This window comes from Umezakia ovalisporum Ak1311, assembly GCF_029891685.1.
GTDB lineage: Bacteria > Cyanobacteriota > Cyanobacteriia > Cyanobacteriales > Nostocaceae > Umezakia > Umezakia ovalisporum.
This window is the reverse complement of record NZ_JANQDJ010000041.1, coordinates 125,842-140,441: the sequence shown is the minus strand read 5'-3', so window position 1 is coordinate 140,441 and position 14,600 is coordinate 125,842. Positions and strand designations below refer to the sequence as shown.

Genomic DNA, 14,600 nt, shown 5'->3' with positions numbered 1-14,600 from the left:
ACACAAAGAAGTAATCAACTACCAATCTGTATTTTGTCTGAATCAAAACTGCTGTGTAGACAAGAGGCAATTTACCACCTTTCTACAAACACACACTCAAAGCAATAGATAATCTGGCATCACCACCAAGGTAGTACCTTCTCTTCTGACCACGTAAACTTTTTGATGGGGTGCTAGGCTCAAATGTGGGTCGTCACATTGTGCGCGCCAAGAATTTCCTTCGTATAGCACCCGCCCAGTTTCCCCAGGAGGAATTTCCGTTAAAGTTTCAGCTAAAACTGTATCCAGCATTCTTGAGTTGCGTCGTCGCGGTTGCAAAAACCGTCGGGAAAACACAATCAGAAGCGTGGAAAGCATTAGCCAAGCAGTAACTTGTAGCCATAAACTCTTTAAACCCACCAGAGAAACCAGAGCTACAATCAGGGCACTAATTCCCATCATGAATTCGACAAAAGCCGATGGTAAGAAAAGTTCCATTAAGCAGAGAACAGATCCTGCCAGGAGCCAGATTAAGGTATAACTTGGCATAGGCATTGGGCTATCCTGGATTCTACATTTACGTAAATGTATTTCTGAGATCAGATACACCTAGACTATAACTGTTTACCGAAAAAAAACATAAATTTCAGCAACAAGCTGTAGTCATCATTTTACTAGTCCAGTTTATTCTAGCTTTAAATTCTTTAAAAGTTGGTTGATATTTTAACTTGATAACTTGATGATTTCCTCACAGCGAATAATTTATTGCCTCAATCCAGATTGTACTAATCCCATTAACCCTGTGGGAGAAACTGTATGTGCAAGTTGCCAAACTCTTTTAGTTCACCGTTTTCTCTGGGCTACTGGTTCCTTAGCAGCCAGCATCCCCCCCGGATCTGTAGTGCTAGATAGGTATGAGGTAATTACACCCCAGGTTTGGTTAGATACACAACCGGGCTTACCACCACTAGTGTCTAAAAAGTTACCAAATATAGTTATGCCTTACTTAAGGCTATACCAAAAGCGGTTGCACCTCCCCGCAGCCTATGGGTTTGTTTACACCACAGAAGAAAATGTAGATGATATCCTCTTATTGGAAAATGTGCCGGTAGATCAGACAGGAAATCTCTACCCCGCCATTGGTGAAGCATGGGAACCAGCAACCACCGTCAGACAAGTTTACTGGCTATGGCAAATTCTCCAACTGTGGCAACCTTTGTTAGAGTTAGGAGTTGCCCACAGTTTACTTGTACCAGATAACCTGCGATCGCAAGGTTGGTGTGTGCGACTGTTAGAACTTCACCAAACACCAGATGCTGAGAAAGCGAGTTTGGCAGATTTGGGTCAATGTTGGCAACTATGGGTGAGATCTGTAAATACCGCAGTATCTCAAAAATTAGAAAATATCCTTCAGCAAATGTGTAGCACCGAGGCAAAGTTAGAAACCATTTCTACTCAACTCAACGCTTTATTACTTTCAACTGCCGCAGAATTACCATTAACTTTGCAAGTAGCAGGGGCAACGGATATTGGACGGGAATTACGGTACAATAAAGACAATTGCTACCCCATAACTGCCAGTGACTTAGATGACCCCATACTGCCAGGATTAGCAATTGTTTGCGATGGCATTGGTGGACACCAAGCCGGTGAGGTTGCCAGTCAATTGGCTGTACAGTCCCTTAAGCTGCAAATCCCTGCCTTTTTAACCGAGGTCGCAGAACAAACTCAACTAGTTGCGCCTAATTTATTGCAGCAACAACTAGAAGCCTGCTTGCGGGTAGTAAATAATGTCATTTGTGCTTGTAATGATGAACAAAAACGCCAAGGTAAAGAACGCATGGCCACAACCCTCGTAATGGCCGTACAAGTGCCGCAACGAGTGACAACGACCTGTGGATGGCAATCGGATAACGCCCATGAACTTTATCTAGCTCATATTGGCGATAGTCGCGCCTATTGGATAACTCGGGATTACTGCCAGCTACTCACCCTAGATGATGTTGTCGCCACGAGAGAAGTCTGTTCTGCCCGGAGTTTGTCTCGTCCAGCACTTGAGAGAATAGATGCAACTGCCCTTACCCAAGCATTAGGGACAAAAGATGCCGAATTTCTAGACATTGTGATTCAACGTCTTGTCATAGAAGAAGATGGTGTATTGCTGCTCTGTTCTGATGGTTTAAGTGATAACAATTGGGTAGAAAAATCTTGGCAGGATTATGTCATACCCGTGTTAACAGGTGAAATTTCTGTTGCAGATACCGTCAACCATTGGATTAATTTCGCAAATGAGAAAAATGGTCATGATAGTACCGCTGTTGTCATGACTCTTTGCCGAGTTTCTACAAGAGACCTACTGCCAGTTACTCCATCATCATCTTCAGAATTTTCAGAAGAAATTATCATAACCGAGGAAGTACAAGCACCAAAAGAACTAGAAACACCAGCAGGAAAATCTTCCTGGGGGGAGAGTTCCCCAGTTCTACTGGATGTGGACTTGACACCTGACCATCTCCCGCACTCTCCGGTCCCCACTCCAGTTAAACAACCAAGTGGCTTTCATCCTCTGTTTTTAATGGCGGGATTGTTACTTGTGCTGATGGGGGGTTCCAGTGTGGGATTATTTGCTTGGTGGCAACTTAATCCTCCAGGATTTCAACAGATATGTCGGCAACTTCCCCACAGCATAAAATCAATATGTCCCAATCAAGGTAATTAGTGGTAAAAGCATCAGTTGTTGTAGAATTAGACTTGTCGTTAAGGCGCACAACAAAACCGAATCGGGTTTTTTATTATCCAAATGTCGCTGACTAACTACTATTAAAGCCTGCTGGGGCAGGCTTTGTTTGTATATCAGTTACAGAAGCGTAACTATTGCAAACAGTTTTTTTCAAAAAAGCAGTTCAGTGAGGAGTGACAGTGGAAATGGTTGTGGAACAGCAAAAGCTAGGTGTAAATGTTGTTATGAAAGTTGGCGATCGCGTCCGTGTTAAAGAGTCGGTGGTAGTTTATCATCATCCTGAGCATCGAGGTCAGGCTTTTGACATCAAAGGTATAGAAGGCGAAGTCATCGGTATTGCTACTGAATGGCAAGGTAGACCTGTCAGCGCTAATCTGCCAATTTTAGTTAAGTTTAGTCAAAAATTTAAAGCCCATTTACGCGACAATGAGTTAGAACTCATTTAAATACCTACCAGCGGCGAAACCACTGGAAAATATTGATTTCGCCGCGCATTTTTTCCAGGTCTTGACGATGCTGTTCGGCCGTTGTGTAGTACCACTCACAATAACTTTGAAACTCTGAGCGGGTCTTAACTTCTTGGTAGAATTGGCGTGTTGTTTGGTAATTAGCAAAGCCTTCCTCAACATCACATTGAGGCGATGGCATGATATAAGGTAAATTTTTAGACATTGTTTTTAGACATTGTTTTAAAGAAAGAAAATGCCCAAAACCCTTGATGATCAACAGGCGCACTGCCCTCTATATCCCACTTCAGACAAGGGATTTTCGCCCGAGGCCCCTCTTTGGGAGAATGCTGTTTAAGTCCTTTAACCCACAGGAACTTGGGACATTCTAATATTAACAGGAAGGGTGAAAACCTGTATAAAAACCTAGCTGCCTAACGGCAATCTGCACCTTGATAATAGTCCACATAGGCTTTTATTCCATAGTTCTAGTTCCCAGCAATGAATAGGGAAAATCTACATGGACACCAGAAAAATCAAAATTTAAATCAAACAAATTCTTAGGTAATCCAACTACCGAGGTGTACTCAGAAAGTTAAGGCCTTCAGGAGAGTGTCAAAAACCTTGATTACAGCCAACCCCGCCAGCTATAGACAAAACTGCCAATATACTCTTTCAGTGCAGTAGTAAATTGGTGTAGATTATTGCTATCTGGTAATAAACTTAAAATAGCGGCTTTAGGAGTAATGCTGAGTTCTTGGAGTTCACCTTCACTGACCAGAAAATCTGTAGGCGCAGGAACAGCATCAATACCTAAACCCTGGAAAATTTTTAGCGATCGCGGCATATGCATAGCCGAAGTCACTAATAGTATTTTACCAATATTACGAGATCCTAAAATTTTCTGAACATTTACAGCATTTTCATAAGTATTAAGAGAGTTTGGTTCTTGGATAATTACCTCTGACGGGATACCAATAGATGTGAGCACATTTGCCATATCTGCCGATTCCGAAGAACCACCACCACCACGCCAATCAATACGTCCTCCACTGAGAATAATGATTGGAGCTTTTTTTTGCCGATATAATTGAGCCGCATAAATTATGCGATCGCCCGTTTCACTTAAATCAACAGTAGGTCGGGGAGGATGAGCTGACTTAGTTGCACCCCCTAACACTACAATTGCCTCTGCATTAGGTACTGGGGTGGGAGGAAGATATTGCCATTCCAGCGATTGCACCAAAAATTTAGCAACCCAAGCATTACTGCAAACCAGCAATAAAGTCAAAGCCAAGGAAATAGCCATCGCTGCCATGCGTGGTCGTTTCCACAACGTTACCAATGCAAATATCAAGCTAATACTCATTAATCCTAGGGGATAAAAAAATAGTGGTATTAACTTAGAGAGATATAAAAACATATTTCAGATCAACCCAAACATGATTTAGTCTGGCTCTAAAGTTGGAGGACAACTAACAAAAAAGTGTACATGATCTTCCATAATTTCAAGAGCTAGAGTGTGAGATTTTAGCTTTTTTATTTTTTCATAAACCAACCATAAGCATCTCTGCTTAAGTGGGAAACTCCTTTAAGTAAGTCGGCTGATTGAAACAACAATCCCACAGCTTCAAGCCGTGGGAGCGTCAAAAATTAACCTCATTTTTGCCAAAACCTGAAATTAAAACTACCAGAAGCCCGACGATAACGACGGCTAGTTATTCTTCTCCTTTGCTGTTTAGTAATTCTTTCTCTGGAGCTTGTATTTGTCTCCATATCAGAAGTTTCTAGTGGCTGAGTAATCATTTCTTCCTTGCTTCCCCACCAAGCAGTAATCCAGCCACCACCGATAGCAGCGATACCACCCAGTAAGATACTTATAGGTGGAGAGTAGCCCAAAAATACAAAACCTAAGAGGAAAAATAACCAGTACTTCAGTCCTGCGTCGATACCATCAGAAGAGGCTACCGTCATTTCCTCTGGGCTATTTTTACTGGAATTTGTAAACCAACCTAAGATGAAACCAGCAATAATACCGAGGAAGATACTCAGGGGTGTAGAAGCCCCTACAAGCCTCAATACGAGGATTAAAAATCCTCCAAAGACAAGTTGAGATAGGAATTCAGGAGAGATGGGGGGTAAACCTTGATTTTTTGATGCCATAACGTAAACGTAATAAATACTACATGTGAAATAGTTGTTTTAATTGTTTTAATTGTGTCTGTGGTGGTTGAGTTGTATCCCAAACTTGCACATAGGGTTTTTCTGCGGCGGTAAATGCTTCAGCTTGCTGAAGTTGGGATGCTAATAAATCCACCGTAGCATCAGCAATATCACCAGTGCGATTAGCCAGACGCTCTTGTACAACTTCTACAGGTGCTGTGCAATGAATAATTTCCAGGGGAAGTTGGTATTTTGAGCCTTGGGCAATGGCCTCTTGTCGCAGTTGTTGTTTATCATACTTAGCATCTAAAATTACATTAAAACCTTGTCTAGCTAGTATAATTCCCAAATTCAGCAATCGGGCATAAGTTTTTTGAGTCATTTCAGGAGTATACAAATCATCTCCGCCACGTTCCCAAACAGAAATACCCCCCAAATGTTTGCGTACTGCATCTGAGCGAATTTGAATCCCTCGCAGTTGACGGGCTAAATATCTTGCGGTTGTAGACTTTCCAGAACCAGACACACCAGACATTAAAATCAGTTTCCCTTGTTGGGATTTAGTGTAATCCCAAGCCTGTTTGTAATATTCTGCTGCTGTTTTTGCCGCTTCTTCCTTGGCTATCCCTGGGACACTAGGGTCATCTAACAAAAATGAAGTCACCTTTGCCCGCACATAAGCTTGACGGCTTAAATACAAAGGTAGTACCTGTAATCCTTCCCAATCACCAGTTTGCTCAAGGTAGGTATTCAAAAATACATTAGCTAAATCAGGGCTTTGTCGCGCTTCTAAATCCATCACCGTAAAAGCCACATCATACATGACATCCACAAAGCGAAACGGCTCATTAAACTCAATACAGTCAAAAAGGGCAATTTTTTCATTCCACAGAGCAATATTTCTCAGGTGTAAATCACCGTGACATTCACGAATGTAATTATTTTCTACTCTGCGGGTAAATAATTCTGAGCGTTCTGCAAAAAAACCATCTGTATAACTTTTTGTTTCCTGAAACTGTTTTTGTGTCTGTGGTCCACCAATATACTTTTCAGTTTGTTGGTAATTCTCATCAACAGCTGCTCGCACCTGGGGAACTTCGCCAAAACTGCGAATATAATCATTGGTTGCAGATTTTGCGTGGTATTCAGCCACAACTTTCCCCAAATCCTCTAGGTGGCTCTCATTTAATTTCCCTTCCTCAAATAATGTACTAAATAGCAACTCTTGGGGAAACTGACGCATTTTTAGTGCATATTCCACAACCTTTCCCATTCCTCCCAGCTGATATTGCTCATCCACCACAGTCACAGGTAATACTTGCAAATACAGTTCAGCTGCTCCGCGTTGATTCAACCGCAATTCTTCCTGACAAAAATGTTGTCGTTTCTCTAAAGTAGAAAAATCTAAAAAGCCAAAATTAACTGCTTTTTTGAGTTTGTAAGCATATTTTCCGGTGAGTATGACATAAGAAATATGAGTTTGAATGAGTTGAATTGGTTCTATTACTTCATGGGGATAAAATCCTGGCTGTAACATTTGTTGAATTAAAACTGGAAGATTTACTTCTGTCATAAAAATTATGGATTAGATATTTACAGAAACTATGGAATAGACAACTAAGTTGTTTTTGCTCAAGGGTTTGCAGCTATCATTCCTAATCAAGTATAAACATATCATCTCACCCTGTGAACATATATCAGTATCAGTTAGACCGATGCTGAATAAAAAACCAGGGCTTAAACCCTGGTATAAATAGCACTTATCATCAAATGTTCAGTCGTCTTTTTTACAACTTATCAGTTTGTCTTAGCTTTGAGAAGATGCAAAAAAGCTGAGGTGATAGATAAAACCCTTAGATGGATGGGACTGAACTTCTCGCAGTACAGTGGTACCGTTCCAATCAAGTTCAGGGATATTCAGTTCAATCTCTGTCTTGTTAATAGCAGCTTGTTTGAGTAAGCGCTCAACAGTTTTAGCGTCAACCACCAGAGCAATTGATTCCGCACCTTTGTGTCCGTACAAATTAGCAGGGATAAGGCCAGAACGGCGTAAAGCATTTGGCTTGCTACCTTCTGGTCGTTTTTGAGATTCGAGTTTAATAGCCATACAAGTTGTTAATTAGCAGTTATCAGGTGTTAGTTTTGGGTGATCAGCACTTTGTTGTAGACGCAATTAATCGTGTCTCAGTACTAAGCATTTGATAAAGAAGCGGGTGTACCGTCAGGATGCAATAAAGCACGTTTTGGCCCGTGGATTGGGTCTTCGACGATAATGGTTTGATCGCGGCTAGCTCCTAAAGAGACAATGGCGATGGGAACTTCCATCAATTCGGCTAAGAATTTGAGGTAGTCTAGTGCTTGCGCTGGTAAGTCTTCTAAGCTACGACATTCCTTCGTGGATACTTGCCATCCTGGTAGAGTCTTATAAATAGGGCGACATTGAGCAAAATGACGAGAACTATTGGGGAAGTGTTCGCACCGTTCCCCGTTTATTTCATAGGCCACACAGACTTGAATTTCCTCTAGTTCGTCGAGAACATCGAGTTTGGTAATGGCCATACAGTCCATACCATTAATTCGCACCGCATAGCGACCGATGACAGCATCAAACCAGCCACAACGCCGCTTGCGTCCCGTGGTGGTGCCAAATTCTGCACCGCGATCGCACAACAATTGTCCCACTTTTCCATGCAATTCAGTGGGAAAAGGCCCTTCTCCCACTCGGGTTGTGTACGCTTTTGACACCCCAATCACTCGGTCAATCATTGTCGGTCCTAGACCCGTACCAACGCAAGCCCCACCAGCCACAGGGTTAGAGGAAGTAACATAGGGATAAGTACCGTGATCTAGGTCAAGAAGGGTACCTTGTGCGCCTTCAAACAAAATATTCCGCCGGAGCTGAATGGAATCATATATTTTTAATGATGTATCAACGACGTAAGGCCGCAAGCGTTCCGCGTAACCCAGATATTGCTCAATGACTTGCTGGGCATTGAGAGGAGGTAGGTTGTAAAGTTTTTCTAAAATTGCGTTTTTATAATTAATCGTCCATTCTAATTTTTCACGTAGCGCTTCTTGATCCATCAAGTCTAAAACCCTGATTCCTGTACGTTCTGACTTATCAGCATAGGTGGGGCCAATACCTCTACCTGTAGTGCCAATTTTATAACTTCCCCGTCGCTCCTCCGATGCCTGGTCAATCAAACGATGATAAGGCATCGTTACATGGGCTGTCTCAGATATTAATAGCTTCCCAGTAGAAATATTTAATTTTTCTAGTTGATCAAGTTCTGCTATTACAACCTGTGGATCTATGACTGTTCCACAGCCAATAATACACTCTGTATTTGGGTACAGAATACCAGAGGGAATTAAGTGCAGCTTAAACGTCTGATCTTCCACCACTATGGTATGTCCAGCGTTCACTCCCCCTTGGTAACGTACCACCACATCTGCGGAGCGGCTGAGTAAGTCTGTTATTTTACCTTTTCCTTCATCGCCCCACTGGGCACCTATGACAATTACGTTAGCCAAGAGATTATATTAAAGGGTAAAGTTTCCACAAATCATAATTAATAGCAGATTGCAGAGGTTTTGTCAAGACTTAATCATCAGCTACCCCTTTATGGGAGGTTGGTTGTCCCTCAACTTTGCTGTCAAAACTCTGGAGAGTTAAAAATTTATTTGTTGCACTATGGTGAGTACGTGGAGTCACAAATCAATTTAGTTTTTCCTAATTTAGCAATTACTCAGCTACCCAAATTAGTCACAGAATATCGCATCCAGACAAGAAATGCCATGAGAAAAGCAATCAAAAACCGGGTGAGGAACTTAACTGGAGATTACAGCAAACCTTAAGTTGTAGAACGAACTTTTCGTTGAATGACCAGGTATCCCCTAAACACCATAATCCCTTTGCAAATTTCTGCGCCTCTGGGTTTCTGGGAGAGACAAAAACATATCGAGGGGTTTTACATAACAGCTTTCTTTATTTAGAGCTTTTGTTACAATTAGTAAAATTTGTATTTACAAAATACCATTATGGCCTTATACGCTGAGTTACATAGACACCTGGGGGGTTCCGTTGTTCCCCGTGTGTTGTGGCGTTACTTTGAGCGCCATGCGAGAGATTTAATTTCTCGTTTTGCCGAATATTCAGAGTTTGAGGACTTTTATACTCGTCCCCGTAACACTTTAGATGAGTATCTAGAATTACATACCCTAGTGGAAAGTGTACAAACTGTAGAAACATTACCCTACTTTATCTATCGGTTACTGCGGGGGGCTTATATTTTTGAGAATTTAGCTTACTTGGAACTACGCTATACACCCTACTTACGTACATCTGAAGATCTAAGTCAAACCGCAAGAATTGACAAGATGGCAGAAATTGTGGAGGTGGTAGGCAAATCTAGTTATGTACCAGAATATCCTATTGTTACTAGCCAAATTCTCTGCATGCACTCGCGTTTGCCTTATGAGGTGAACAAGGCAATAATTGATTTGGCGTTGCAAAATCAACAGTACGTTTGTGGGATTGATGTAGCTGGTGGCGATCGCTATTATGAAGAACGTTTAGACGAATGGATCAGCTTGTATGATTATGGGCGATCGCATGGAATAAAGACAACCGGACACCTTTACGAAACCACAGATGGTTGTTACCCCAGACTCTTACCCTACCTAATGCGAATCGGTCACGGTATCCAAATTCCGTTGTTATTTCCAGAGTTATTAAAAGATATAGCTAGACGGGGACAATGTTTGGAAGTTTGCCCTACAACTTACCTCAAAACAGGTACTTTACAGGATATCCGTCAACTCAAATTAGTTTTTGACCGTTGTTTCGAAGCTGGAGTAGACATCGCTATTTGCACCGATAATGCAGGGTTACATAATATGCGCCTACCCTTTGAGTATGAAAACCTGTTGACTTACGACATTATTAATTTTGAACAACTGCGAAGCTGTCAAAATGCAGCTTTTCGCCATGCTTTTGCTTGGCCTTACAATCAACCTCCTGCATCTCTATTGAACAGATTACTTAAACCCGAATTTCCTAAAGTTTTAGTGATGACAGATTAGTTGTTGACCATTGAATTATTGATCTAAATTAACAAATCCCAGAAACACGGAGAACACAGAAGTTGATACTCGGTAAATCCCCAGCCGTGAGTTTTTAGCGACAGGAATTTTGATTCTGTGTTCATCTGTGTTCATGTACAGTGGAGTTATTTTTCAACAGATGTACCTTCTGTTGCGCCACCAATTGTTTTCCAGGCCGTCAAACCCCCTTTGATTTCAGTAGCATCATGAAACCCAGCTGCTCGTAACATTTCGGCTGCTTGGGCTGCTTGTGCATCATTTTCTCCATATATATATATGTGGCGTTGTTTGTGCAAAGAACATTGAGCGCGTTGCACCAGTTCATCTAAAGGGATTTGCATAGCTCCGGTGATGCGACTGTAATTGTAATTGTGGCGCTCACGCACATCTATGATTGTAAAAGCTGGTTGTCCCCATTCCAAACGAGATTTTAGATCATGAACCTCAGCAGTTAAATCACTACTCATAAACTTTTCTCGTTGATAATCTCACCTGAAATCTATCAAGAATCCCCATAAAATCTCAGTTTCTTTACAAAAAATCAAAAATTCTCTGGAAATGTAAATAAAAATGCTTATTCTACTTCAGTGGTTGGCAATTAGCCTAAACTGTAATTTATGGCATCTACTATTCAAGCTCTACCAACAGAAGTTGTATATCTGATCACCGCTGGAGAAGTAATCGACTCTTTAGCATCTGTGGTGCGGGAATTGGCAGAAAATTCCCTAGACGCAGGCGCAACACGCATTGTAGTTTCAGTCTGGCCCCAGCAGTGGCGCGTTCGCGTAGCAGATAATGGTTGTGGAATGAACAAAAATGATTTGCAACAAGCAGCGCTAGCATACAGCACCAGTAAAATTCGCTCTAGTGAAGATTTATGGAAAATTAACAGCTTGGGGTTTCGCGGTGAAGCGTTGCACAGTTTGACAACTTTGGCAGATTTAGAAATTTTGAGCCGTCCACGAACAGAAAATGTTGGCTGGCGCGTTGTTTATGGTGATGATGGCAAAGCTGTGGAACTAGAAGCAACAGCGATAGCACCTGGTACAGTAGTTACAGTTTCTCATCTTTTCGGTAACTGTGTCATGCGTCGTCAAGGTCTACCCACAACCGCACAGCAAATAAGAAGCATACAAGTGGCAATTCAACAAATAGCTCTCTGTCATCCCCATATTACTTGGCAAGTTTGGCAAAATGACCGCCAATGGTTTACCATCTCTCCAGCCGCCACCACAGCACAGATCCTACCGCAAATTCTCCCCCAAGTGCGACAGGGTGATTTACAAGAATTAAAACTAGAAATTCCCAACCCTGCAAGTTCAGAAATTCCCACTGGTAAATCAGCAATAACTTTGCTAGTGGGATTACCTGACAGATGTCATCGCCGACGACCAGATTGGGTGCGAGTGGCAATTAATGGGCGCATGGTCAAATCGCCAGAATTAGAGCAGACAATTCTATCAGCATTTCACAAAACACTACCACGCGATCGCTATCCTATTTGTTTATTAAAACTTGCCCTTTCTCCTGAACAAATTAACTGGAATCGTAATCCAGCCAAAAACGAAATTTATCTCCATGAAATCAGTTATTGGCAAGAGCAAATTACCCAAGCAATCAATCAAGCACTCCGCATCAGTGCTGTCCATCTCCAAGAATCTGTGCACACAACACGAGTTAGTAAATTACTAAAATCCGCAGAAACCAAAGCAGATTATTACCCTAATACCCAAAACTCCCATGCAGAAAATACTACTCAGCATTCTCTCAAAGCGATCGCACAACTTAGTAATACCTATATTGTAGTAGAACATCTAGGTGGTATGTGGTTAGTAGAACAACATATTGCCCATGAGCGAGTTTTGTATGAGCAAATATCTGATAATTGGCAACTTGTACCCGTTGAACCAGCAATTATCCTTTATCAATTATCACCAGTCCAAGTATCACAACTACAAAGAATTGGTGTAGACATAGAACCCTTTGGCGAACAAATTTGGGCAATTCGCACTGTACCAGCACTTTTGCAACGGCGAGAAGACTGTGCAGAGGCAATTTTAGAACTTAGTTGGGGAGGTGATTTACAAGCAGCTCAAGTAGCCGTTGCCTGTCGCAGTGCTATTCGTAATGGCACACCAATGAATTTGGCAGAAATGCAGACACTTTTAGATCAATGGCAACGTACTCGCAACCCCCGCACCTGTCCCCACGGTCGCCCAATTTATTTATCTTTAGAAGAACCAGCTTTAGCCCGATTTTTCCGGCGTAATTGGGTGATTGGCAAAAGTCACGGTATTTGAATTTTATACCCGAATCTGACTCATAAATCTTACATTAGGCAACTTAAAATTTAATTTTTAAAATAAATATCAGGAGATATTTTGATTTTTGAATCAGCAAAATATAATATTAACTATCATTTTATTAAAAATTTAAATAAACCGATTATTCTGTTTTTGCATGGTTTTATTGGTAATATAAACGAATTTGATGAGGTAATTAAGTTACTTGCTAATGAATTTTCTTTTCTCACAGTTGATTTACCTGGACATGGAAAAACTCAAGTATTGGGTGGGGATGAATACTATAAAATGGAAAATGTGGCTCATGGTGTAATTAATTTACTACAAGAGTTAAAAATTAACCAATGCTTTTTAGTAGGTTATTCAATGGGTGGAAGATTAGCCTTATATCTCACCCTGTATTTTCCAGAGAGATTTGCTCAGGTTGTCCTAGAATCATCATCCCCAGGTTTAGCAACAGAAATAGAAAGGTTAGCAAGAGTTAAACTTGATGCTCAAATAGCTAGGAAATTAGCACGCAGTGTTGGCAAATTAGATTTTGCTGCTTTTTTACAAAATTGGTATAGTCAACCAATCTTTGGCTCAATTAAAAATCATCCTCAATTTGAGATTATGTTACAAAGTCGCTTGGGGAATAATCCAATTGAATTAACTAAATCATTGCAATTTATGGGTACTGGTAATCAACCCTCTTTATGGGCAAAACTGAAAGAAAATACAACACCTTTGCTGTTATTAGCTGGGGAATATGATGAAAAATTTATAGCTATCAATACAGAAATAGCTCAAATCACTAAACTTGCCCAGCTAAGAGTCATTAATCATGCTGGGCATAATATTCATTTAGAAAAAACTGAACAATTTGTGAAAAGTATCAAAGATTTTATACCAGCTTAACGCCAAGACTCAACAATCATGGCAAGAGCAAACAATGCAAATAACAAGCCTGCAACCCTTGCAAACCAGATCCAGACATTGAAAGACCCCAGGGTTTGAGCAAGTGAGGATATACCTAAAATTTGAAAGATAACTAAAGAAATCGCAAAACTAGCCAAGGTCAACAAAAAATACTTCAATCCTTTTCCAGTCAAAATTAACAGTGAATTGCGGTTTTCTTTGAGATTAGTTTTCATAATTTTTTCACTGTCCTCAGTAAAGAATTCAACAACATAGCTGTCATGCTTTTCGTTGATATTCATTAGACTTTCCTCCAGTATTAAATAAACCTAAACAAAAAGCCGGGCAATGTATAAACTACACCTCCGGCTTGTAAACTTCTCATTTATCAAAAGCCAAATGTCTTGAGACAATCAGATATTTAATTGTGTTGATAGCTCATTCACCTAGTAATAACTATGTAGGGAATTATCTTGCTTTGTATGACTGCCTCCAAGCTATCCATGTTTCAAGAATGTAGTCATGCAATTGTTGAAGTTGTTGCAGTTCTTGTGAACTTAAATTGTAACGGTGGCTGATATGACCACTTAGTTCAACCATAGTTTCATATTTGCCTTTTTTACTAGAAATAACCAATTCACCATGTTGAGTTTCTGACAAGGTTTCGATGAGCAGAAAGCTCATGTGAGAAAAGACCAGTGGTAACTCAATTGTGTGGAAATGGTTCGTTTTAGGTAAAAATCTCAGATTTTCTCGTTCTGGCGATGTGATTTCAACTGGAGGTTTTGGGTTTTGTTCTCCTATTTTCAAGATGGTTGTGATGTTATTGGCACTCCTAATAAAGTCTGGCAATCGTGAGAAGCTGTGCATTTTCACCACTCCATGATGTTGGCTGTTGAGCTTGAGACTTATATGTATGTATAACTCACATGGAAGTACATAGCTATACGATACACACATCTCTAC

At 40.8% G+C, this 14,600-nt stretch carries 16 protein-coding genes and 1 pseudogene; 6 read left to right on the top strand and 11 right to left on the bottom strand.

What is annotated here, in order from left to right; translation table 11 throughout:
• Positions 1-96 precede the first annotated feature (96 nt).
• Entirely contained in the window at positions 97-528 is a 432-nt protein-coding gene (locus NWP25_RS06765) for an NfeD family protein (protein WP_280649435.1), read from the bottom strand.
• Positions 529-718: 190 nt separating this feature from the next.
• On the opposite strand from NWP25_RS06765, the gene NWP25_RS06760 reads away from it, so the two are divergent.
• Both NWP25_RS06760 and NWP25_RS06755 read left to right on the top strand, forming a co-directional pair.
• Entirely contained in the window at positions 719-2,698 is a 1,980-nt protein-coding gene (locus NWP25_RS06760) for a protein phosphatase 2C domain-containing protein (protein ID WP_280699050.1), read from the top strand.
• Positions 2,699-2,892: 194 nt separating this feature from the next.
• Positions 2,893-3,165 (top strand): ferredoxin-thioredoxin reductase variable chain, encoded by a 273-nt coding sequence (locus NWP25_RS06755; RefSeq protein ID WP_280649392.1) that lies wholly within the window; start codon positions 2,893-2,895, stop codon positions 3,163-3,165.
• 4 nt (positions 3,166-3,169) lie between these two features.
• Here the strand turns inward: NWP25_RS06755 and NWP25_RS06750 are convergent, their stop codons facing one another.
• The 7 genes and pseudogenes from NWP25_RS06750 to NWP25_RS06720 form a co-directional block, all read right to left on the bottom strand.
• Positions 3,170-3,391: a hypothetical protein gene (locus tag NWP25_RS06750; RefSeq protein WP_280649391.1), complete on the bottom strand. Its 222-nt coding sequence runs from the start codon at positions 3,389-3,391 to the stop codon at positions 3,170-3,172.
• A gap of 402 nt (positions 3,392-3,793) precedes the next feature.
• Complete coding sequence (locus tag NWP25_RS06745; RefSeq protein WP_280649390.1) at positions 3,794-4,588, bottom strand: YdcF family protein; 795 nt, start codon at positions 4,586-4,588, stop codon at positions 3,794-3,796.
• A 24-nt stretch (positions 4,589-4,612) separates the two neighbouring features.
• Positions 4,613-4,732, bottom strand: a pseudogene (locus tag NWP25_RS06740) (transposase); the annotation flags it as partial.
• 92 nt (positions 4,733-4,824) lie between these two features.
• A complete protein-coding gene (locus NWP25_RS06735) occupies positions 4,825-5,328 on the bottom strand; it encodes a hypothetical protein (protein ID WP_280649389.1) in 504 nt (167 codons plus the stop codon).
• A gap of 19 nt (positions 5,329-5,347) precedes the next feature.
• Positions 5,348-6,901, bottom strand: coding sequence for a bifunctional aminoglycoside phosphotransferase/ATP-binding protein (locus NWP25_RS06730; protein WP_280657239.1), 1,554 nt, complete (start codon positions 6,899-6,901; stop codon positions 5,348-5,350).
• Between the two features lie 234 nt (positions 6,902-7,135).
• The gene (gene rplY, locus NWP25_RS06725; RefSeq protein ID WP_280649387.1) at positions 7,136-7,435 is read right to left on the bottom strand and encodes a 50S ribosomal protein L25; all 300 of its coding nucleotides are present in this window, start codon (positions 7,433-7,435) and stop codon (positions 7,136-7,138) included.
• A gap of 83 nt (positions 7,436-7,518) precedes the next feature.
• The gene (locus NWP25_RS06720; RefSeq protein ID WP_280649386.1) at positions 7,519-8,862 is read right to left on the bottom strand and encodes an adenylosuccinate synthase; all 1,344 of its coding nucleotides are present in this window, start codon (positions 8,860-8,862) and stop codon (positions 7,519-7,521) included.
• Between the two features lie 60 nt (positions 8,863-8,922).
• On the opposite strand from NWP25_RS06720, the gene NWP25_RS06715 reads away from it, so the two are divergent.
• Both NWP25_RS06715 and NWP25_RS06710 read left to right on the top strand, forming a co-directional pair.
• The gene (locus NWP25_RS06715) at positions 8,923-9,186 is read left to right on the top strand and encodes a hypothetical protein (protein ID WP_280649385.1); all 264 of its coding nucleotides are present in this window, start codon (positions 8,923-8,925) and stop codon (positions 9,184-9,186) included.
• Positions 9,187-9,369: 183 nt separating this feature from the next.
• Positions 9,370-10,413, top strand: coding sequence for an adenosine deaminase (locus tag NWP25_RS06710; protein WP_280649384.1), 1,044 nt, complete (start codon positions 9,370-9,372; stop codon positions 10,411-10,413).
• A gap of 146 nt (positions 10,414-10,559) precedes the next feature.
• Here the strand turns inward: NWP25_RS06710 and NWP25_RS06705 are convergent, their stop codons facing one another.
• Positions 10,560-10,901 (bottom strand): rhodanese-like domain-containing protein, encoded by a 342-nt coding sequence (locus NWP25_RS06705; RefSeq protein WP_280649383.1) that lies wholly within the window; start codon positions 10,899-10,901, stop codon positions 10,560-10,562.
• A 150-nt stretch (positions 10,902-11,051) separates the two neighbouring features.
• Here NWP25_RS06705 and mutL point away from each other — a divergent pair, with 150 nt between their 5' ends.
• Positions 11,052-12,734 carry a DNA mismatch repair endonuclease MutL gene (gene mutL / locus NWP25_RS06700; RefSeq protein ID WP_280649382.1) on the top strand — a complete coding sequence of 561 codons (1,683 nt, stop codon included), beginning with the start codon at positions 11,052-11,054 and terminating at the stop codon, positions 12,732-12,734.
• Positions 12,735-12,815: 81 nt separating this feature from the next.
• Complete coding sequence (gene menH / locus NWP25_RS06695) at positions 12,816-13,634, top strand: 2-succinyl-6-hydroxy-2,4-cyclohexadiene-1-carboxylate synthase (protein ID WP_280657240.1); 819 nt, start codon at positions 12,816-12,818, stop codon at positions 13,632-13,634.
• Here the strand turns inward: menH and NWP25_RS06690 are convergent.
• A complete protein-coding gene (locus tag NWP25_RS06690) occupies positions 13,631-13,936 on the bottom strand; it encodes a hypothetical protein (protein WP_280649380.1) in 306 nt (101 codons plus the stop codon). The two genes, menH and NWP25_RS06690, sit on opposite strands and share 4 nt — an antisense overlap.
• A gap of 166 nt (positions 13,937-14,102) precedes the next feature.
• Positions 14,103-14,504, bottom strand: a complete 402-nt coding sequence (locus NWP25_RS06685; RefSeq protein WP_280657781.1) for a hypothetical protein — start codon at positions 14,502-14,504, stop codon at positions 14,103-14,105.
• Between the last annotated feature and the right edge of the window lie 96 nt (positions 14,505-14,600).